This window comes from Inquilinus sp. OTU3971 (assembly GCF_038440215.1).
In genome coordinates, this window is record NZ_JASATH010000025.1 from 41,499 (window position 1) to 59,817 (window position 18,319).

20 protein-coding genes are annotated in these 18,319 nt (G+C 66.5%); 9 read left to right on the plus strand and 11 right to left on the minus strand.

The window, feature by feature from the left end:
- Nucleotides 1-18: 18 nt before the first annotated feature.
- The 3 genes from AAHM41_RS09040 (at nt 19) to AAHM41_RS09050 (ending at nt 2,651) form a co-directional block, all read left to right on the plus strand.
- Nucleotides 19-648 (plus strand): MFS transporter, encoded by a 630-nt coding sequence (locus AAHM41_RS09040; protein WP_342236197.1) that lies wholly within the window; start codon nt 19-21, stop codon nt 646-648.
- Nucleotides 630-938 carry a M23 family metallopeptidase gene (locus AAHM41_RS09045; protein WP_342236217.1) on the plus strand — a complete coding sequence of 103 codons (309 nt, stop codon included), beginning with the start codon at nt 630-632 and terminating at the stop codon, nt 936-938. The genes AAHM41_RS09040 and AAHM41_RS09045 overlap by 19 nt, the downstream gene beginning before the upstream one ends.
- Nucleotides 939-1,079: 141 nt before the next feature.
- The gene (locus tag AAHM41_RS09050; RefSeq protein WP_342236198.1) at nt 1,080-2,651 is read left to right on the plus strand and encodes a DUF4396 domain-containing protein; all 1,572 of its coding nucleotides are present in this window, start codon (nt 1,080-1,082) and stop codon (nt 2,649-2,651) included.
- A gap of 102 nt (nt 2,652-2,753) precedes the next feature.
- Here AAHM41_RS09050 and copM read toward each other — a convergent pair whose 3' ends face one another.
- From copM to AAHM41_RS09090, 8 genes are all read right to left on the minus strand, one after another.
- Complete coding sequence (gene copM, locus AAHM41_RS09055; RefSeq protein ID WP_342236199.1) at nt 2,754-3,164, minus strand: CopM family metallochaperone; 411 nt, start codon at nt 3,162-3,164, stop codon at nt 2,754-2,756.
- A 107-nt stretch (nt 3,165-3,271) separates the two neighbouring features.
- Complete coding sequence (locus AAHM41_RS09060) at nt 3,272-3,916, minus strand: NrsF family protein (RefSeq protein WP_342236200.1); 645 nt, start codon at nt 3,914-3,916, stop codon at nt 3,272-3,274.
- 44 nt (nt 3,917-3,960) lie between these two features.
- Nucleotides 3,961-4,416 carry a c-type cytochrome gene (locus AAHM41_RS09065; RefSeq protein ID WP_342236201.1) on the minus strand — a complete coding sequence of 152 codons (456 nt, stop codon included), beginning with the start codon at nt 4,414-4,416 and terminating at the stop codon, nt 3,961-3,963.
- A gap of 5 nt (nt 4,417-4,421) precedes the next feature.
- Entirely contained in the window at nt 4,422-6,293 is a 1,872-nt protein-coding gene (gene mrdA / locus AAHM41_RS09070; protein WP_342236202.1) for a penicillin-binding protein 2, read from the minus strand.
- A gap of 2 nt (nt 6,294-6,295) precedes the next feature.
- Nucleotides 6,296-6,775, minus strand: a complete 480-nt coding sequence (locus tag AAHM41_RS09075; RefSeq protein WP_342236203.1) for a hypothetical protein — start codon at nt 6,773-6,775, stop codon at nt 6,296-6,298.
- Between the two features lie 65 nt (nt 6,776-6,840).
- Nucleotides 6,841-7,581 (minus strand): DsbA family protein, encoded by a 741-nt coding sequence (locus AAHM41_RS09080; protein WP_342236204.1) that lies wholly within the window; start codon nt 7,579-7,581, stop codon nt 6,841-6,843.
- 765 nt (nt 7,582-8,346) lie between these two features.
- Nucleotides 8,347-8,934, minus strand: a complete 588-nt coding sequence (locus AAHM41_RS09085) for a TlpA disulfide reductase family protein (RefSeq protein ID WP_342236205.1) — start codon at nt 8,932-8,934, stop codon at nt 8,347-8,349.
- A 45-nt stretch (nt 8,935-8,979) separates the two neighbouring features.
- Nucleotides 8,980-9,180: a hypothetical protein gene (locus tag AAHM41_RS09090; protein WP_342236206.1), complete on the minus strand. Its 201-nt coding sequence runs from the start codon at nt 9,178-9,180 to the stop codon at nt 8,980-8,982.
- 269 nt (nt 9,181-9,449) lie between these two features.
- On the opposite strand from AAHM41_RS09090, the gene AAHM41_RS09095 reads away from it, so the two are divergent.
- Entirely contained in the window at nt 9,450-9,854 is a 405-nt protein-coding gene (locus tag AAHM41_RS09095; protein WP_342236207.1) for a cupin domain-containing protein, read from the plus strand.
- A 145-nt stretch (nt 9,855-9,999) separates the two neighbouring features.
- On the opposite strand, the gene AAHM41_RS09100 is transcribed toward AAHM41_RS09095, so the two are convergent.
- Nucleotides 10,000-10,443, minus strand: coding sequence for a YqaA family protein (locus tag AAHM41_RS09100; RefSeq protein ID WP_342236208.1), 444 nt, complete (start codon nt 10,441-10,443; stop codon nt 10,000-10,002).
- Between the two features lie 199 nt (nt 10,444-10,642).
- On the opposite strand from AAHM41_RS09100, the gene AAHM41_RS09105 reads away from it, so the two are divergent.
- From AAHM41_RS09105 to cueR, 3 genes are read left to right on the plus strand one after another with little or no spacing between them, the layout of a single operon-like run.
- Nucleotides 10,643-13,192 carry a heavy metal translocating P-type ATPase gene (locus AAHM41_RS09105; protein WP_446719439.1) on the plus strand — a complete coding sequence of 850 codons (2,550 nt, stop codon included), beginning with the start codon at nt 10,643-10,645 and terminating at the stop codon, nt 13,190-13,192.
- A 59-nt stretch (nt 13,193-13,251) separates the two neighbouring features.
- On the plus strand, nt 13,252-14,268 hold the full coding sequence (locus tag AAHM41_RS09110) for a 2Fe-2S iron-sulfur cluster-binding protein (RefSeq protein WP_342236209.1): 1,017 nt from the start codon (nt 13,252-13,254) through the stop codon (nt 14,266-14,268).
- Entirely contained in the window at nt 14,265-14,714 is a 450-nt protein-coding gene (gene cueR / locus AAHM41_RS09115) for a Cu(I)-responsive transcriptional regulator (RefSeq protein ID WP_342236210.1), read from the plus strand. The genes AAHM41_RS09110 and cueR overlap by 4 nt, the downstream gene beginning before the upstream one ends.
- Before the next feature lie 26 nt (nt 14,715-14,740).
- On the opposite strand, the gene AAHM41_RS09120 is transcribed toward cueR, so the two are convergent.
- Nucleotides 14,741-15,907, minus strand: a complete 1,167-nt coding sequence (locus AAHM41_RS09120) for an FAD-dependent monooxygenase (protein ID WP_342236211.1) — start codon at nt 15,905-15,907, stop codon at nt 14,741-14,743.
- 183 nt (nt 15,908-16,090) lie between these two features.
- Entirely contained in the window at nt 16,091-16,624 is a 534-nt protein-coding gene (locus tag AAHM41_RS09125; RefSeq protein ID WP_342236212.1) for a Crp/Fnr family transcriptional regulator, read from the minus strand.
- A 48-nt stretch (nt 16,625-16,672) separates the two neighbouring features.
- On the opposite strand from AAHM41_RS09125, the gene AAHM41_RS09130 reads away from it, so the two are divergent.
- Nucleotides 16,673-17,251 carry a Spy/CpxP family protein refolding chaperone gene (locus AAHM41_RS09130; protein WP_342236213.1) on the plus strand — a complete coding sequence of 193 codons (579 nt, stop codon included), beginning with the start codon at nt 16,673-16,675 and terminating at the stop codon, nt 17,249-17,251.
- Nucleotides 17,252-17,453: 202 nt separating this feature from the next.
- Nucleotides 17,454-18,056 carry a response regulator gene (locus AAHM41_RS09135; RefSeq protein WP_342236214.1) on the plus strand — a complete coding sequence of 201 codons (603 nt, stop codon included), beginning with the start codon at nt 17,454-17,456 and terminating at the stop codon, nt 18,054-18,056.
- The last annotated feature ends 263 nt before the right edge of the window (nt 18,057-18,319 follow it).

Here is an 18,319-nt window from a genome sequence, read left to right on the forward strand (position 1 = left end):
TGGAGGGAATACGCGAGATTGGCGCCGCGGCTGTCGCTTCCCGCCCTCCTCTTCGCCGTGTTCGTCACCGCGCTCGGCTACGGCATCGTCCTGCCGGTCCTGCCTCTGATCGTGCAACGGCTGACAGGAACGTCCGAGCCGGCCGTCATCGCCCGTCACACGGCCTTCATCACCGCCATCTTCGCGGCCGCACCTCTCGCCGCGGCGTACCCCTGGGGGCGATGTTCGGATCGCATCGGCCGTCGACCGATTCTGGTCGTCGGCCTCGTCGGCTTCGGCCTGACCCTCGCCGCATCAGGGATGGTGGAAAGCCTGCCGGTCCTCTATGCGATCCGGCTGCTGAACGGTGGCTTCGCCGCCACTATCGTTCCGGCGGCGCTTGCCTACACCGCTGACAGCGAAACCGATGAGTACCGTCGGGTGCGACGCTTCAGTTGGATCAGCATGGCAAGCATCATCGGCTTTCTGGCTGGGCCGATGCTGGGTGGCGTCACGGCGAGATGGGACGGCCTAGCGCTCGCTGAGGTCATCGCGTTCCCCAGCAATGCAGTCCCGTTCCTGCTCGCGGCGAGCCTGGCCATGGCCGGCGCCATGGCCGCATGCACAGCGGCATCGATTATCGCGCACCGATGGGAACGCCGGTCGTAGCCGCGGCGGATGGCCTGGTGGCAGCGGTTGCAACCGACGACGGCTACGGCCGGCATATCGTGATCGCGCATGCCGCCGCCAGCACCCTCTACGCGCATCTCAAGGCGTTCGCGACCGGCCTTCGCCCGGGCCAGATGATCAGCCAGGGGCAGACGATCGGCTATGTCGGCCGCTCAGGCCGGGCGACCGGAACGCATCTGCACTTCGAGGTGACCGAAAATCGAAGGTGGGTTGATCCTCAGCTCGTGCTCGGCCCCGTCGTCTCTGGAAGGCAACTGGCCCAGAGGTGACGGCACCGAAGCACCGTGTTCCCGCCGTACTCGGCCGGCGAGGTGCGTAGAAGATGGCCGTCCTGCCTCGACTGGCGCCTGCCGAACGCGGAACTCGGCTGATTGCAACACGGTTACCATCGGGCAAACGCGAGGGATTTCATGGTCGAGCAGCCGATCGACTATTTTCTGATTGTCTGGTTCGCCCTCGCCCTGCTCTCGACGGCCTATGTCGCCTGGGATCAGTTCCGGAACAATCCGGAGCCGGTCGTCATGCGCTGGGGCTTTATTCTCGTCACCCTCTACATGGGGCCGTTCGGCCTGCTGCTCTATGTGCTTGCCGACAAGGTGCCGCGGCCGGGCACACATGAGGAGTTCACGTCCCCTCTTTGGAAGCAGGGCACTGGCTCGACGATCCACTGCTGCGCCGGTGATGCAACCGGGATCATTCTGGCGGCCGCGGTGACCGCCACACTCGGCCTGCCGATGGCGATCGATCTCGTCATCGAATACGCCGCCGGCTTCGCCTTCGGCCTCTTCATCTTCCAGTCGCTGTTCATGAAGGAGATGATGGGCGGCACATATTGGGAGAACGTGCGCAAGACCTTCCTGCCCGAATTCATCAGCATGAACGCCATGATGGCCGGCATGGGGCCGGTGATGGCCTTCCTGATGATGGGCCGCGACATGCGCGCGATGGAGCCGACGGAGCTCCTGTTCTGGGGCGTGATGTCACTCGGGGTGATGGCCGGGTTCGCCCTCGCCTATCCGTTCAACGTCTGGATGGTGGCCAAGGGCCTGAAACACGGGCTGATGACCGAGCGGAAGCCCGGAACGCGATTTCACATGGCACGGCCGGCGAACCCCGGCAACGAAGAGGAGCACGGGAGGCACGACGGCGCAGCGGCCGCTCACGGCGAGCATCACGCTCACCCCAACGGGGCCCAGCACGACGCCGGCCAGCGCCATCACCAGGCGGAGCTTCCTCCGGCCAGAGCCCCGACCGGCCCCCAGGTCGCCGCCATGGCGGGCGTCACCCTGCTGATGCTGCTGACCGGCCTCATCACTCCGGCCTTCTCCGTCAATCTCGGGCTCAGCGCACGCGATGTTGGCGGCGTGATCATGCCGCCCGGTATGATCATGGACTTCAACACGCCGGCACAGGCGATGCGCGACATGGCTGCGATCCGACCGAGCCTCGTCAGCTACGAGGCTCGGCCCACGGCTCGCGGCGACCAGCCGCTTGAACCGCGCATCGAAAACGGAGTGAAGGTGTTCGATCTTGAGGCTTCCGTCATCCGCGCGATCCTGCTCCAGGAATGGCTGAAGCGGAGGTGGCTGACCTATCCGGCGATGCTCATGGAAGGCGGCCTTCCGAACTTCTTCACGATCAACGGCAAGGCCTATCCCGCGACCGATACGATCCGGATGCGGGTCGGCGAGACCGTGAAGCTGCGCTTCGTCGGCTCCAACAACAATTTCGTGCATCCGATGCATGTCCACGGCGGCCCCTTCGAGGTGGTGGCCGTCGACGGGGAAACCCTGGCAGAGAGTGCGCGCCACCTTGCCGACACCGTCAATGTCGGCCCGGGCCAGCGGTTCGATGTGATCTGGACCGCGCGCCGGCCGGGCAAGTGGTTGATCCACTGCCACATTCCCCACCATACGACCAACAACAACGTCGAGGAGGCGGGCGGCGGCGGGCTGACGATGATCATCGACGTTGAGGCCTGACCGCTGCCCCTAGCTCCTGACGTCGCGGCAAACCCGAGTGATCCGCTGCAGGCGAGGGAGCGCCAGGCAGGCTGCCTGGCGCTCCGGAGCGTTCTGGAACAGCTATTGGCCGTTCTTGGCGAGCCAGCTCTTCAGAAAGGCGATCTCCTTCTCCTGAGCGGCAATGATCTCTTGGGCCAGCTTCTTGAGCTCCGGATCCTTTCCGTACTGGAGTTCGACCTTCGCCATATCGATGGCCCCCTGATGATGGGGGATCATCCCCTTGGCGAAGTCGACATCCGGGTTCCCGGTCATCGACTCGGACATATCGGCCTGCATCCGGCCCATCGCATCCATGAAGGCCTTCGACGCCGGATCGTTCATCGCGCCGGCCCGCGCGGACATTCCGGGCATGTTGGAATGATCCATGGTCTGCGCGACAGACGTTTCCGGAACGGCGAACTGAACCGCCGCCCAGGCGCTGAAGCCCAGAACAGCCAGAATGCCGGCGGAAAGTCCCTTACGTCCCATCATTGTGCTCCTGATACGTGGTTGGAGGTTCGGACCGACGCCCAAACCCGATGCAGGCCGTCGACCTGTGGCTGGCCGGCTCCGACAGCGATGGTCTGACAGGCTATCGGTCATAGCCCGAGACCCTCCTGGAAGCCGGGAATCCATCGATGAAATACGAGAACGGCCGCGGCCGAGAGAACAGCGATGGCGCCGAAGTGCCACAGCAGGACCATCGCGGCGGTGTCCAGGTCGTGAAACAGGTTCAAGAACGCCGCGGGCAGCGAAAAGGCGGATAGAGCGGCGATCGCGACGGCCGGGCCCCTCCACAGGAGCACGGCTTCCCTCGCAAAGCCGAGCATGGCGACAAGCAGCGCCCCCCCGACCACGGTGATGACGAGCGGACATTCCGGGCTGCTGGCGAAGGCAAAGGCGAGCATCCCCTCCCGATAGAACTCGGCGGCGATGCCGGCGAATTCCGAAGCAAGCCAGAATCCGAAGGCAACGACCGGCAGGAGAAGCCACAGCCGCGACCGCCGCGGGACGCGTAGGACAGAGAGCGTCAACACGCCCGCCAGGAAGACCAGCGCCGAGGTCGCGACGGAGGAGACGAAGAACCCGTCCGCCATGTGGGACGCGAAGTCGGCACGAAACGGGCTCAGGAATAGGAGAAGCAGCAGCATGACCGGTGCGACGGAAAAAATCACCAACCGCCATGCACGGGCTCGGTTCTCGACACCCAGGGGCCGCAGGTCGGCCACCAGGATCTCGATCAATTGCTCCGTCCGAAGTCGTTGCGATGCCATGGCCAGCCTCCAGCCTATTCCGCGTTCGCGCGGGCCTGACGCGCCTGAACCTCGCCGGGCCATCGGCTCTTGATGTAGGCCAGGACATCCGCGATCTGCTGATCGGTCAGAACGCCAGCGAAGGTCGGCATATCCGATTCGTAGCCGGACGGCACAATCTTACCGAAGCCGTTCTTCACGATCTCGAACAGGACGGAATCCGGGTGGTGCCAGGTATGGCCGCTCGCGTCATGCGGCGGCGCCGGCAGGCGTCCCGACGGAAGCCGTGACTGCCAATTCGGCTGTCCCTCCAGGTTGACGCCGTGGCAGACGGCGCAACTCCTCGCGTAGACCGCGGCGCCGGCCGAGACCTGTGCCGGATCGCGCGGATCGACCCGCGGCGGCCTGCTCCCGAGCCACCACAGGCCGGCGCCAGCGAGCAGCAGGACGAGCAGTCCGGAAACGGCGGAGACGCAGAATATGGGCTTCATCGTGCTCATCCGCCGCCGGCTGCCGACAGCGGCTGGGGCGCCGCGGCGATGAGGTGGTGGTGATCGGCTTGCTCCGGGAGGAGCCGCTGCGCTTCGAGGAGCACATCGCGGGCGATCGGGGCGGCGACAGCCGAACCGCCGCCCCCGTGCTCGACGACGACGGCGGCGGCGAACCGCGGCTTCTGCACCGGCGCAAAGGCCACGAACAAGGCGTGATCGCGACGTTCCCAAGGAAGATCGTTGTTGGAAATGACGCCCGACTGCCGCTCCGCCATCGTGATGCGCCGAACCTGCGACGTCCCCGTCTTGCCCGCCATGGCTTGGGCGGAAGTGGAGATCCGCGCCGACCAGGCCGTGCCGTCGCGCGCATTGACCACCGCGTTCATGCCGTCGAGAGCGAGCGCAAGAAACTCCGGGTCGATCGGGAGCGCGAGCGGTTCGGCTTCCTCGGGCCTGCGGCGAAGCAGCGACGGGGTCAGCGCTCGTCCGCTCGCCAGCCTTGCCGCCATGGTCGCGAGTTGGAGGGCGGTCGTGGTGACGTAGCCCTGCCCGATTCCGGCGTTCACGGTCTCGCCGACGCGCCACGGCTGGCCGAAAGCGGCTTCCTTCCACTCCACGGTGGGAATGCGCGCGGCGCGCTCCCCCGCGAGCCCGATATCGAAGGAGGAGCCGAGACCGAGGGTCTTGGCCATCGCGGCGATCCGGTCGATCCCGACCCGAATGGCCAGGTCGTAGTAGAAGACGTCGCACGACCACTTCAGCGATTCGCGGATCCCGACCCGGCCGTGCCCGCCCCTCTTCCAGCAATGAAAGCGCGAGCTGCCCAGCTCGAACACGCCCCGACAGGTGGTCGCATGGTCAGGGGTGATCACGCCGCCCTGCAGGGCCGCGAGCAGCACCACCATCTTGAAGGTCGACCCGGGCGCATACTCGCCGGAGATCGCCTTATTGAGAAGCGGCCGATCGGCGCTATCCGAGAGCCCCTTCCATTCCGCCGAGGTGATGCCGTCGACGAGGGTGTTCGGATCATAGCCCGGCTGGGATACCATGGCGAGAACGCCGCCGTCACGGAGGTCCAGGACCACGGCGGCCGCGCTGCGTTCGGTGGCAAGGCGCTGCGCGACATACTCCTGCAGCCCGCTGTCGACGGCGAGCGTGACGTCCTCGCCGGGCGTGCCGGGCGTTTGCGACAGGAGGCGAACGGTCCGACCCCGGACATCCACCTCCACCTGAACCGTTCCAGGCCGGCCTTGGAGACGTTCCTCGAAACTGCGCTCGAGGCCGTTCGCCCCGATCTTCAGGCCAAGCTTGGCCGCCTGTTCCTGAAGAGGGTCGTCCAGCGTCGACGGCTCCGCCAGATATCCCGTGAGATGGCCCATGACGGATGCGAGGGGATACGCCCTCTGATCACGCTGCTCGACCGCAACCCCCGGCAACTCCGGAAGGCTGACCGAGAGCGCCGACATCTGTTCCCAGGTAAGACCGGACAGGACTTCCGTCGGCACATAGCTGGCCTGGTGGCGCGCCCTGTCGATCACGCTCTGGATCCGATCGGAACCGATCGGGACGATGGTCGCGAGCCGCTCGAGCGTCGACCTCAGATCGTCGGCGTTCTCCGGCGTGATCATGGCGGCGAAGCTCTGGGTATTGACGGCGATCGGAGCCCCGGTCCGGTCGAAGAGGCGGCCGCGCGAGACGGGCACCATGCGGAGACGGATGCGGTTCTTGTCCGACAACACCTGATATTTGTCCCGCTCGAGGACCTGCAGCCGGTACAGATGCGCGCCGAGGCCGGCAATAGCGGTCGCCTGCAGCCCGGCCAGGACGAGCGCCCGCCGCGTGAACGCCTTCTGCTTGACCTTGTCGTCCTCGAACATGCTCAACCCCGCACCGACGGCTCGTGGGTCGGTCCGCTGGGTATTCGCAATGGAGCGCCCGAAGGCTGAACGCCGGGGGTTCTGGTGATTTCGAGGACGATTGCGACCGCAAGGACGATCACCCCGACGGCAGCGACATAGACACGGATGGGATCGAAATAGCTCATCAGGAGCTGGCTGCCGAACGCCGCGACCAGAATCTTGTTGCAGATGGGACAGGCGACCCCGAGGAAGTTGATCACGCCGCCCAGCCCCGCCATCTTGGCCGAGCAGGCCGGGTGTCGGACGGCGACATAGAGGCCGGCCAGGGCGGACGATGCCGCCAGGAACGCAACCTCACAGTCGCCGACAGGCGTCATCCGCACGAACCACGGATTGCTCCAGAGAGCCGCGACCGTTCCGAGTGCCGAGAAGGACAGGATCGCGGTGACGATTCCGCCGACACTTCGGGCCAGCGCCGGAGTAGAGGCGAATGTCCTCAAGATCCGTCTCACTGAGATGTCTCCCGGGTCGAGGTCAGAGCCGGATGATCGGGAAGCTGCGGCCATCATCCGGCTCGATCCTTCTCGATCAGGCTTTTCAGCGGGTCATAGCCGATGGCGCCCGGGATCAACTGGTTGTTGATGATAAAGGCCGGAGTGCCCTGCACGCCCAGCGCCTGGGCAAGGTCCCCGTTGGCCCGCAGCTCCGCCGCCACCGACGGGTCTCTCATGTCCTGGCTCAACCTGTCGATGTCGAGCCCGACCTGCTTGGCGGTCTCGTAGATCACTGCCTCGGTGAGCTGTCCTTTGACCGCCATCAGCTTCATGTGGAAGTCGAGATATTTGCCCTGCCTCTGCGCCGCCAGCGAAGCCTGCGCCGCGGCGACCGAGACCGGGCCGAGAATCGGGAACTCCTTCATCACCACGCGCAGCCCGCTGTCCTCCTTCAAAAGCCGCTCGAGGTCGGGCTGCACCCGCTTGCAATAGGGGCACTGGTAGTCGAAGAACTCGACCAACGTGACGTCGCCCTCGGGATTGCCGATCACCGGCGAGGACGGGCTGCGGAAGATCTCGTCGGCCCGGCTGGTCAGCGTCTTGGCCTGGGCCGAGTGATCCTCAGCCTCCTTCTTGGCCTGGTAGGCGTCCAGCGCCTCGACCACGATCTCCGGATGCGCCCGAATGGTGTCGCGCACGATCTGCTCGATCGCCTGCTTCTGCCCCGGGTCGATCGCCTGCTGGGCCGAGGCAGAGGGGGCCGCGATCGCGGCCGCGACGGCGAATGTCGCCGCCAGCCGTCGAACGGTCATGGATCGAAACATCCGATCCTCCTTGCATTTTGAGGTTCGAGGAGAGGACCTGCGAGGGAAACGGAAGCCGACGTTCGGGTGAGGACACGAGGAAATCCGGCCGCGCCCGCCGGCGAGATTCGCCGCCCAGGACACGCTGGATTCCGGAAGCTCGTGCGCTCTCGTGCTTGTGGATCGATCCGACGGTGCGGTTGCTACCGCCATCCGATCCGTGAATGCCGGGGTGCCTGCGTAGGCTGCGGCCCGACCAGGCCGCTTCGTCATTCACCATGCTTCATGAGCGCACGGAAAGCCGCGACGGCCCGAGATCCGTCCTAGGCGGGCGCCCCGGTTCTTGGTGGGTGCGGATCGGGAATTCTGGCTCGGCTGGCCAATTTGTCGTCGGCTCCCGGCGCAAACGCGGCTGCTGTCAGGGCAAGAGCCGCTTCGGCGCGGGGAAGCGCGACCGGGATGGCCATGCACGTCGCCTGGGCACAGATCGAGGCCTTTGCAGCCGTCTCGGTCTTCGCGCTTCCCTTACAATCGGGACAAGCCGCTGTCGTAGCATGGCCGGGGCCGCCGAACGCCCCAAGCAGACCGGCCGCTCCGGCCGCGTGCAGCGACGAGCCCAGCAGCAGTGCCAGGATCGCCAGAAGACTGCAGAGGCGGCGGAAAACCGACATGCCGCCACTATGCGCGTGGGCACTCAAAAGGCAAGCGCAACCCCTGTCGCACCGTCGCCGGGCGACCAGGCCGGCGCATGGCGGCGATCCTCGTGGCGACCGGCTATGTTGCGGCCAGGAACTCCAGAAGCGACCTGGCGGCTTCCGATTCCCATTCGACCGCACCGGGCACATAGCCGCGGATCCGGGACCGGCGATCGACCAGATATGTGATCGGGAAGGCCCGTAGCGGGAAGGGAGCTCCGTTCAGATTGCTGTCCCGAAAATAGCCGATGTGCTCTGCCGGATCGGTGACCACGGGCAGATGCGACAGGCGGTAGCGCCGATAGAACGCCGTGACGGATGTGCGGCCGCCGCGATCCATGGAGATCGGAAGCACCTTCAGGTTCCGTTCGTCCTCAACGGCGGCCAGCCGGTCGAGAGAAGGCATTTCAGCGATGCATGCGGCGCACCAGCTCGCCCAGAAGTTCAGAAGGACGACCCGGCCGCGGAACTCACGGAGATCGACGATGGTGCCGTCGATCGTCTCGATCGCCCGGTCGGGTATGGTCCGGACCGGCTCCAACTCCGTGTATTGACCGGCGCCGCTCAGCAGCACGGGCGCCGCGTCTCCATCGGCCGCCATCGCCCTCGTGGCGGGGATGAGCGTCGCCGCGCCCGTCATCAAGGCGCGCCTCGTCAGATCGGCCATCGAATCGCTCCGCTCCCTCGCTGCAGCCTGATGCAGGGCAATGCGTCACCGGCGCACCGGGCGCGGCGCCGTTGACGAGCATGCAATCATGTAGGCGGCGGCCAGCGGCGTGCCGGGATCGCAATCGGTCTCGAGCGTCTCCAAGCCGGCCGGGAGATGTTCCGCGACATCGAAGCGACGTTCGACGCAGGCCTGCCTCAGGGCCTCCGGAATAGCGTCGGCGATCGGATTTTTCGACGGTGCCATTGCAGCCTCCTACCGCGCTTGCGTCTTACAACGCACCCGGGAAGTGCCCGGCCGTTCCCGCTCAGCGGGAGGGGCAAGGCGCAGCTTCTCAACCCGTGAGCGCCTGAAGCGACCGTCCTGCGGATCCCTCGCAGGACGGTCGTCACATCCGCCGGGGCTACGTCGTCTTTCCTTCCGGAGCGGCTTCAGGACCCGAGATTCGGGCCCGACCGCCAACATGGAGAATGGACATGACCTTTGGTTCCAAGCGGATACCCGCGACGGCAATCATGACCGGAATGCTAGCCCTCGGCTTCGCAGGCGGCTGGGCCTGGACGGCGGCCGCGGCGGCGGATGCTCGCGGCCAGACCGTCACGCCGTTGGCGGCGCAAAGCTTCGCCAACATCCCCGGGAAGACCCTCACCGCGCTGACGGTCGATTACGCGCCCGGCGGCACCTCGCCGGCACACCGCCACCACGCCTCGGCCACGCTGTTCGCCTATGTCGTCTCCGGCGCCATCCGGTCGCAGGTGAATGGCGGCAAAACCGAGGTGTTCCAAGCCGGCCAGTTCTGGATCGAGCCGCCCGGCTCGATCCACAGCGTTAGCGAGAACGCCAGTACGACCGAGCCGGCAAAGCTCGTCGTGGTCGCGGTCGGGGACGATGGCGCCGCCCTGACCACCTTCGACAACTAGAGCGGGGGTTGCGGCGGGGACGGGTCGACCTTACCGGCCTCCCCAGCCTTCACAGTCCTCGTACATCTTTCCATCCGTGTCCGGGACGGATGCCATGATGTAGGGCTCACTCAGCGGACAGCCGGACGGCACGGCCGGCGGTCGATCATAGGGAGCGAATGACCTCAGTGCCCGCAATCACCATGCCGTATCGAGCGGCCTTGCCGATCCCAACGAGGATGACGAACGGCAGGAAGGACATGCGCAGCGTCCCGGCGGCGACCGTCAGAGGATCGCCGACAATTGGCACCCAGGACAGCAGGAGGGACCAGGCCCCATACCGCCGGAACCAGGCCCCTGCCCGGGCGAGCTGTCCTCTGGTGACCGGAAACCATCTGCGCCCGGCGTAGCGGAGCAGCCATCGCCCCAGGCTCCAGTTCAGGATGGCTCCGGCCGTGTTGCCGATGGTCGCGACGACGAAGAGCCACAGCGGATCGCCCAGTCCACCGAGAAGAAGCGCGACCAGGACCGCTTCGGACGAGCCCGGCAGAATCGTCGCGGCGAGAAAGGCAGCACTGAACAGGCCGAGATAGCTCGCTACGATATCCATGATTGTCAGTTGGGTGCGGCGCTGCCGGTCACCGCCCGACTAGCATGGACGCCCGGTTTCTCCGACGGGAAAACGATTGGGCGCGCCGAGCCGCTGTCCCCCGGGCGCCCGTGCTCAGAAAAGTGCCGACAGCCCCTTGACCTTCCCATTGTTGGAAGGTCCATCTCTCTGCACATCCGCTGTTGCGGGGATGAGAATCGTGGCTGCACACCAAGAAAGTTCGAGCGCCTCTGCGCCGGGCGCCGCCGGAAGGGATGTCTATCAGGTCGCCATCGAAGGGATGACCTGCGCCTCCTGCGTCCGCCGCGTCGAGCAGTCGATCGCGAAGACGCCAGGCGTCGCCGCGGCGACGGTCAACCTCGCCACCGAGCGGGCCGACGTGTCGTTCTCGGCCGCACCGGACATCCCGGCGGTCGTGAAGGCGATCGAGAATGCCGGCTACGCCGTGCTGCAGGACACGATCGAACTCTCCATCCAAGGCATGACCTGCGCGTCCTGCGTTGCGCGTGTCGAGAAGATGCTGCGGGCCGTCCCCGGCGTGACGGAGGCGTCCGTCAACCTCGCCGCCGAGCGCGGCACCGTCCGGTTCGCGCGCGGCGCGGTTCAGCCTTCCGCGCTGGAGCAGGCGATCCGCGAGGCGGGATACGAGGCTCGACGCCTTGGTTCGGAGGACACCGGCGACCGCGAGCGTGACGCCCGCGCCGCGGAGACGACGGCGCTCGGGCGAAGCCTGACCCTCGCGGCACTCCTGACGTTGCCGATCTTCGTGCTCGATATGGGCTCGCATCTCGTTCCCGCCATCCATGACTTCGTTATGACGACGGTCGGCATGCAGGAGGGCTGGTACGTCCAGTTCGTCCTCGCGAGCCTGGTCCTCATCGGCCCGGGCCTCCGGTTCTTCCGGAAGGGCGCTCCGGCCCTGCTGCGCGGGGCGCCCGACATGAACTCGCTCGTCTCGCTCGGGACGGCCGCCGCCTGGGGCTACTCGGTCGTGGCGACCTTCCTGCCCGGCGTGCTGCCCGCAGGCACGGCCAATGTCTACTATGAGGCCGCCGCCGTGATCGCGGCGCTCATCCTTCTCGGCCGGTATCTCGAAGCGCGCGCCAAGGGGCGGACCTCGGAGGCGATCAAGCGGCTGATCGGCCTGCAGCCGAAGACGGCGCGCGTCGTCCGCGACGGGCGCACGCTGGATCTGCCGCTCGAGGAGGTGCGGGTCGACGACGTCGTGCTCGTCCGGCCGGGCGAGAAGGTGCCGGTCGACGGCATGGTGGTCGAGGGCTCGTCCTTCGTCGACGAGGCGATGATCACCGGCGAACCCGTGCCGGTGGCCAAGGGCGTCGGCGCCGAAGTGGTCGGCGGCACCATAAACAAGACCGGCAGCTTCTCCTTCCGCGCCACAAGGGTCGGCGGCGAGACGGTGCTGGCCCAGATCATCCGCATGGTCGAGCAGGCGCAAGGGGCGAAGCTGCCGATCCAGGCGCTCGTCGACAAGGTGACGGCCTGGTTCGTGCCCGCGGTGATGGCCGTGGCGGCCGCGACCTTCCTGATCTGGCTCGTCTCTGGCCCGGACCCGGCCCTGGCCTTCGCCCTGGTCAATGCCGTCGCGGTGCTGATCATCGCCTGCCCCTGCGCCATGGGGCTGGCGACGCCGACCTCCATCATGGTCGGCACCGGCCGCGCCGCCGAGATGGGGGTGCTGTTCCGCAAGGGCGACGCGCTGCAGACTCTGCGCGACGCCGGGGTGATCGCGCTCGACAAGACCGGCACGCTGACCCGGGGCCGGCCCGAGCTGACGGATTTCGACACGCTCGACGGCTTCGATCGCGACGAGGTGCTGCGGCTGGTGGCCTCGGTCGAGGCGCGCTCCGAGCACCCGATCGCCGAGGCGATCGTCGCGGCCGCCGAAAAGCGTGGCTTGGCGCCCTCCCCGGTCGAAGGCTTCGAGGCGGTGCCTGGCTTCGGCGTGGCCGCCTCCGTTGGGACGAGGCACGTCGCGGGCGGCGCCGACCGCTTCATGCAGAAGCTCGGCCACGACCTTTCGACCTTCACTGCGACCGCGCGCCGCCTGGGTGATGAAGGCAAGTCGCCGCTCTACGCCGCGGTCGACGGACGCCTGGCGGCCATCATCGCGGTGTCGGACCCGATCAAGGATTCGACCCCGGAGGCGATCCGCGCCCTGCACGGGCTCGGCCTCAAGGTGGCGATGGTCACGGGCGACAACCGCGGCACGGCGGAGGCGATCGCCCGGCGCCTCGGCATCGACGAGGTCATTGCCGAGGTGCTGCCGGAGGGCAAGGTCGAGGCGGTGAAGCGGCTCGGCACAGGCGGCCGACGGGTCGCCTTCGTCGGCGACGGCATCAACGACGCGCCGGCGCTGGCGGCCGCCGATGTCGGCATCGCCATCGGCACCGGCACGGACATCGCCATCGAGAGCGCCGACCTGGTGCTGATGTCGGGCGACCTGCGCGGCGTGGTCAACGCCATCGCCCTGTCGCAGGCGACCATCCGGAACATCAAGCAGAACCTGTTCTGGGCCTTCGCCTACAACGCCGCGCTGATCCCGGTCGCGGCCGGCGCCCTCTATCCGGCCCAGGGCTGGTTGCTGTCGCCGATCCTGGCGGCCGGGGCCATGGCGTTGTCGAGCGTCTTCGTGCTGACCAACGCGCTTCGGCTCCGCCGGTTCCAGCCGCCTCTGGCGGATCGGAACAGCGAACCGGCCGCGGAAGCGCGGCTCTCGCCCGCAGAGTGATCGGAGGCGGGCTCGCTCGCCGAGCCCGCCGTCTCTCCAGTCCCGAGGAATAGGTGGCCATGAACCGCATCGTCATTCCGCAGCTCGGACGAACAATCGCCGTCGGACCCGGCGAGACGATCCTCGCCAAGGCGCTGGATGCCGGCATCCCCTACCCGCACGGATGCCGCTCCGGCCGATGCGGCGCCTGCAAATCACGGTTGCTGGATGGCGAAGTGGAGCTCCTGCCGCACACCCGCTTCGCCCTCTCCCCCGCTGAGCGGGCACAAGGGCTTGTCCTGGCCTGTCGGGCTGTCCCGCAGTCGGACGGAACCATCGTCTGGCTCAGCGGCGAGGACGAGGTCGCCGATATCCCGGTCCGCCGCCTGTCCGGCCGGATCGCCGCAATCGAGAGCGCGACCCACGACGTCAGGCTGGTCCGGGTTGCGCTCGCTGACCGGAGCGCCTTCCGGTTCAAGCCAGGTCAATACGCCCGGCTCACCTTCCCGGGCACGCCGTCGCGCGACTACTCGATGGCGAACGATCCCGAGGACGACCTGCTCGAATTCCACATCCGGCGCGTTCCGGGCGGCGCGGCCACCGGCAGGATCTTTCGTGACGCCGCGGTCGGTGACCCCGTGACGGTCGAGGGCCCGCTCGGTTCGGCATTCCTCAGAGAGAAACATGCCGGCCCCATTCTCGCGGTCGCAGGGGGTTCGGGGCTGGCGCCGATCAAGGCCATCGTCGGAACGGCTCTGGCCAACGGCATGCGGCAGCCGATCCACGTCTACTTCGGCGCCCGCGCCGAGCGCGATCTTTATCTGGTCGACCACTTTCGCAGACTCGAAGCGGCAAATCCGGGATTGCGTTTCGTCCCAGTGCTGTCGGCGGCTGCCGAGGCCGACGTTCGGTCCGGCACCGTCTCGGACGCCGTTGCCGCGGACGTGTCGGATCTGGACGGCTGGAAAGCCTATGTCGCCGGGCCGCCCGCCATGGTCGGGGCCACCGGCGCCGCGCTGCTTGAGCGAGGCATGCGATCCGCCGATATCCATGCCGACGTCTTCTTCACGCCCGACCAACAGGTTTCGCCATCATGAACATAGGACAAGCTGCCGTCGCCTCCGGCGTCTCCGCCAAGATGATCCGCTACTACGAGTCCGTCGGACTGACCCGGAAGGCGCTTCGAACCGAAGCCGGCTACCGGGTCTATACCGACGACGACGTCCACATGTTGCGCTTCATCCGCCGCGCGCGGGATCTCGGCTTCTCCGTCGAGCAGATCACCGATCTCCTGGCTCTCTGGCAGGATCGCGGCCGATCGAGCGCCGATGTGAAACGGATCGCGCTCGAGCATGTCACCGAGCTGGAGCAGAAGGTCGAGGGGCTGAGACAGATGATCGCCACGCTGAAGCATCTCTCGGCGAGCTGCCACGGCGACAATCGCCCTGACTGCCCGATCATCGACGACCTGGCGCTCCAGCCGCCGTCCAAATCGGCCCGTCGTCCCCACGCGGGCGATGGCGCCCGGACGCGATCCGCTTGAGCGCTGTTGAGGGCAGCACTTGGGCCTTATTCCGCCGATCCAACCGGCTCGAACCGGATGTCGAGGATCGCATCGAGTTGCCGGTCCATCCAGCGCTCTGGGATGCTTCTGGCCAGAAGGTTGCGCAAGCGCACGGCCAGAGGGCTTTTCCACTGGGCGATCCGCCCGTAGAGCCGGGAGTTGGCCGTGATCTTGCGAGCCCGTTCGAGCCGCAGGGCATCATATCTCCGCAGTGCCTGATCCAAGGGATATCTCCCGAGCAGCACGGGCAGCACCGCCGCGTCCTCGATGGCCAAGCCGGCACCCTGGCCGAGGTCGGGCGTCACCGCGTGGGCGGCATCGCCGAGCAGCACCACCCGTCCGTTCACGAAGGACGGCAGCGGCTCGACATCGCTGATGTCGGTCCAGATCAGGCTGTCTGCCGGGGTCGCCTGCAGCACCTCCGGGATGGGCCTGTGGTATCCCGAGAACATCCGCTGCAGCGCGGGCAGATCCATCTTGGCGAGTTCGGGATCGTTCATCCTGCGAGCCCCGCAGCAGGCGAACCAATACAGTCTACCGTCCCGCAGCGGCGCCATGCCGAAGCGATCACCCGCACCCCAACTCTCCGTCACCTGGCCCGGATCCGTCCCGGCCGGGACGACTTCGGCGATCGCGCGCCAGCAGGTGTAGTCGGCGAAACGCTCCCTCGCGCCGGGGAACGCCGCCGCCCTCACCGCGGAATGGATGCCGTCGCAGGCCAGCACCAGCTCGGCATCGACGGTATCGCCATCGGCGAAAGTCAGGATCACCCTGCCTTCGGTTTGGCGGGCATCAATGCATTTCTTGCCGGTTCGAACGATCGAGGGCGGCAGCTGTGAGAGAAGAGCATGCTGCAGGTCGCCCCGATGCAGCGTCCCTGCACTGAGATGTCCGTATTTCCGGCTGAATCTCAGATGGTCTGTAGTCTGCAGCACGCGGCCTTCCTGCGTCAGCACGCTCAGCCTTTGGATCGGCTGAGCATGCTCCACCACCGCGTCGTAGAGATGAAGGGCACCAAGCGCGCGAAGGGCATTGGCGCTCAGCATGATTCCGGCCCCGAGCGGCTTCAGGTCCGGCGCCTGCTCGTAGATCTCGACGTCCTGACCAAGAAGGCTCAAGCCTCTTGCCAGTGTGAGGCCGGCAATTCCGGCACCGACTATGGCGATGCGCATGGCGCTTTCCGCTCAGGCGACAATCCGAAATTCGGGCAGCCGAAGTCTGCCGGTCACCGAAATACAGCCCGAATTGGTAAGCAGTTCCTGGACGTCGTCGTCCGAACCGCGATGGATAATGATTCGATATAGGGCCAGTCCGAATCCGTGCCTGCGCGACGATCCGGTTCGTCGTCGGCAAGGCTACCGGCGCCGAGCAAGTTCTCGATAGAGGGCTTCGGGGGTCACGCCGATTTCGGAGGCGAGCCGCTGCCACTGCCCTTTCGGAGGCAGATCTCCCCTGAGCGCAAGCCATGCATCGAGACGCTCCGCGACCGTCTTCAACGAAATGATCTCGACCTGGGTCCGAGCCCGTTGGATTTCTGCTGCGAGATGTTTCGTCCACAGGCGTGCAATCTCGGGGTCGCGAGTGACGGCGTCCTCGATCCTCCGGCGTGCCGCTACCTGCAGGCGCGAGGTCGACATAGCCACGGCGTCGCAGTGGTACTTGTCGGCGAACAAGGAGGCTTCGGCCAGAATTGCCCCCTTCTCGGCAAGCTGAAGGGTCAGCGCGGGACCGTGCGGGAGATGACGCACGAGCCGAACTGCTCCCGAGTGAATGAGGAAGATCGATCGGACCTTATCCCCTAAGCGGAAGAGAATCTCGCCCTCGGCGAGAGCCAACTCTCGATCGGCCACTCGGGACAATGCCTCAAAGAGCGACATGATCGCGATCATGTCCGGCACGGACCCGGAGTGGCAAGCATAGAAGAGAAAGGAGCTTCCATGCGCGCCATCGATCTCATTGCATCATCCTTCGTTCTCATGATTGCCAGTGCGGCAATCGCCCAGGAGCACACCCATGGAGCCGGGGAGACGAGCATCCCGACGCCACGATCCCCGTACGCTGGACTTCAGCAGCGCACGATCAAGGCGCTCGCCGACCAGCAGATCGCGGATCTGCGCGCCGGACGGGGCGCGGGACTCGCTCTGGCGGCGGAGCTGAATGGATACCCGGGGCCGTCGCATGTGCTCGAGCTGGCCGACCAGCTCGCTCTCTCCCCGGATCAGCGCACGCAGGTTGCCACGGCCTTCGCCGCGATGAAGGACGAGACCTCGGCGATCGGTCGGCAGGTCGTCTCCGGCGAGGCAGATCTCGACAGGCTGTTTGCCGGCCGAATGGTCACGCCCGAGAACCTGAACGAAACAGTCCTGCGCATAGTGGGCGCACAAGGCAGGCTGCGTGCCGCACATCTTCGCTATCACCTGCTGATGACGACCATCCTCACGCCGGAACAGGTCGCCAACTATGCACAGCTGCGCGGCTACGCTCCAGGTAAGGCCGGCCTCGGATCTGGTCGGTGATCTTGCGAAATCGTGCCGCCATTGACGATCGCGTCCGGTGTCGAGCGCGTATTCGCCGGCGAGGCGCCCCCGGTCGAGAAGCTCCGGACGACAAGGCGACCCTTCGCATGTGTTTAGAAATGTTGCAGGCGCGAGTGGAGGTTGCCGAACCCTAGGTCTTGTCTTAACAACGAAGGCGCATCTCCGCTGCGGAGATTACCGCTTGTCGCCGGAATGGGCCGATCCTCAGGGCGTGGTGGAAAGCGTGTCACCGGTTCATTCGGTTGAGCCCGAAACGAGGCCCCGCATCCTGATCGTCGAGGACGATCCGGAGATCTCCGGGATGCTGAGGGACGTCCTGTCGGACAGCGGGTTCACGACCTCCTCCGCCGTCTCGGCAGCCGAGATGGATGCGGTCCTTGGGCAGGACCGGATCGATCTCGTCCTCCTCGATATCATGCTGCCGGGCGAGGACGGCTTCAGCATCTGCCGGCGGCTGAGGGCAGCGTCCACCATTCCGGTCATCATGGTCACCGCGCGCAGCGAGGATGTCGACCGGATCGTCGGCCTGGAGATCGGCGCCGACGACTATATATCCAAGCCCTTCAACGCCCGTGAGCTCGTGGCGCGCATCCGCGCGCTTCTCCGGCGAACGCAAGGCGGCGACGGGACCGCGCGCGCCCGCATGCGGCCGTTGGCGTTCGCCGGCCGGGTGATCGACCCGATCTCGCGCCAGCTGCGCAATCCGGAGGGGCTTGTCACGTTCGGACAACTCTCACCGATTCCCGCCCTCTGGTCGGCCCGGTCTGCACCCGTAAGATATTGAAATCTCATATGGCGGCCATCGGCTGGGTTCCGCTATCGGGGCAGTAGAACCCGCCAATGTGACAAGCCCCCCAGGGCGCGAAGCGCAGCCCGGCAGCTCATCAGGATGCCAGGCTGCGAGTCGATCAATGTGCCGTCAAGGTCGAGAAGAACCGAGGGGTGGAGGAGGACATGCCGGAGCGTAGCATGTCCTGACCGTCTGCCTCGCCGATCACCGCCCCTCCCCCCGGCTTGGCGCGGCTGGGGAGCGCCATAGGACTAACC

Excerpts from the sequence above, each read along its gene's own strand:
- AAHM41_RS09065 (WP_342236201.1), bottom strand. The coding sequence starts at position 4,416 with ATGAAGCCCATATTCTGCGTCTCCGCCGTTTCCGGACTGCTCGTCCTG.
- AAHM41_RS09120 (WP_342236211.1), bottom strand. The coding sequence starts at position 15,907 with ATGCGCATCGCCATAGTCGGTGCCGGAATTGCCGGCCTCACACTGGCA.
- AAHM41_RS09095 (WP_342236207.1), top strand. The coding sequence starts at position 9,450 with ATGACCGGAATGCTAGCCCTCGGCTTCGCAGGCGGCTGGGCCTGGACG.
- AAHM41_RS09085 (WP_342236205.1), bottom strand. The coding sequence starts at position 8,934 with ATGGCCGATCTGACGAGGCGCGCCTTGATGACGGGCGCGGCGACGCTC.
- AAHM41_RS09050 (WP_342236198.1), top strand. The coding sequence starts at position 1,080 with ATGGTCGAGCAGCCGATCGACTATTTTCTGATTGTCTGGTTCGCCCTC.
- AAHM41_RS09130 (WP_342236213.1), top strand. The coding sequence starts at position 16,673 with ATGCGCGCCATCGATCTCATTGCATCATCCTTCGTTCTCATGATTGCC.
- cueR (WP_342236210.1), top strand. The coding sequence starts at position 14,265 with ATGAACATAGGACAAGCTGCCGTCGCCTCCGGCGTCTCCGCCAAGATG.
- mrdA (WP_342236202.1), bottom strand. The coding sequence starts at position 6,293 with ATGTTCGAGGACGACAAGGTCAAGCAGAAGGCGTTCACGCGGCGGGCG.
- AAHM41_RS09125 (WP_342236212.1), bottom strand. The coding sequence starts at position 16,624 with ATGATCGCGATCATGTCGCTCTTTGAGGCATTGTCCCGAGTGGCCGAT.
- AAHM41_RS09110 (WP_342236209.1), top strand. The coding sequence starts at position 13,252 with ATGAACCGCATCGTCATTCCGCAGCTCGGACGAACAATCGCCGTCGGA.
- AAHM41_RS09045 (WP_342236217.1), top strand. The coding sequence starts at position 630 with ATGGGAACGCCGGTCGTAGCCGCGGCGGATGGCCTGGTGGCAGCGGTT.
- AAHM41_RS09090 (WP_342236206.1), bottom strand. The coding sequence starts at position 9,180 with ATGGCACCGTCGAAAAATCCGATCGCCGACGCTATTCCGGAGGCCCTG.
- AAHM41_RS09100 (WP_342236208.1), bottom strand. The coding sequence starts at position 10,443 with ATGGATATCGTAGCGAGCTATCTCGGCCTGTTCAGTGCTGCCTTTCTC.
- copM (WP_342236199.1), bottom strand. The coding sequence starts at position 3,164 with ATGATGGGACGTAAGGGACTTTCCGCCGGCATTCTGGCTGTTCTGGGC.
- AAHM41_RS09080 (WP_342236204.1), bottom strand. The coding sequence starts at position 7,581 with ATGACCGTTCGACGGCTGGCGGCGACATTCGCCGTCGCGGCCGCGATC.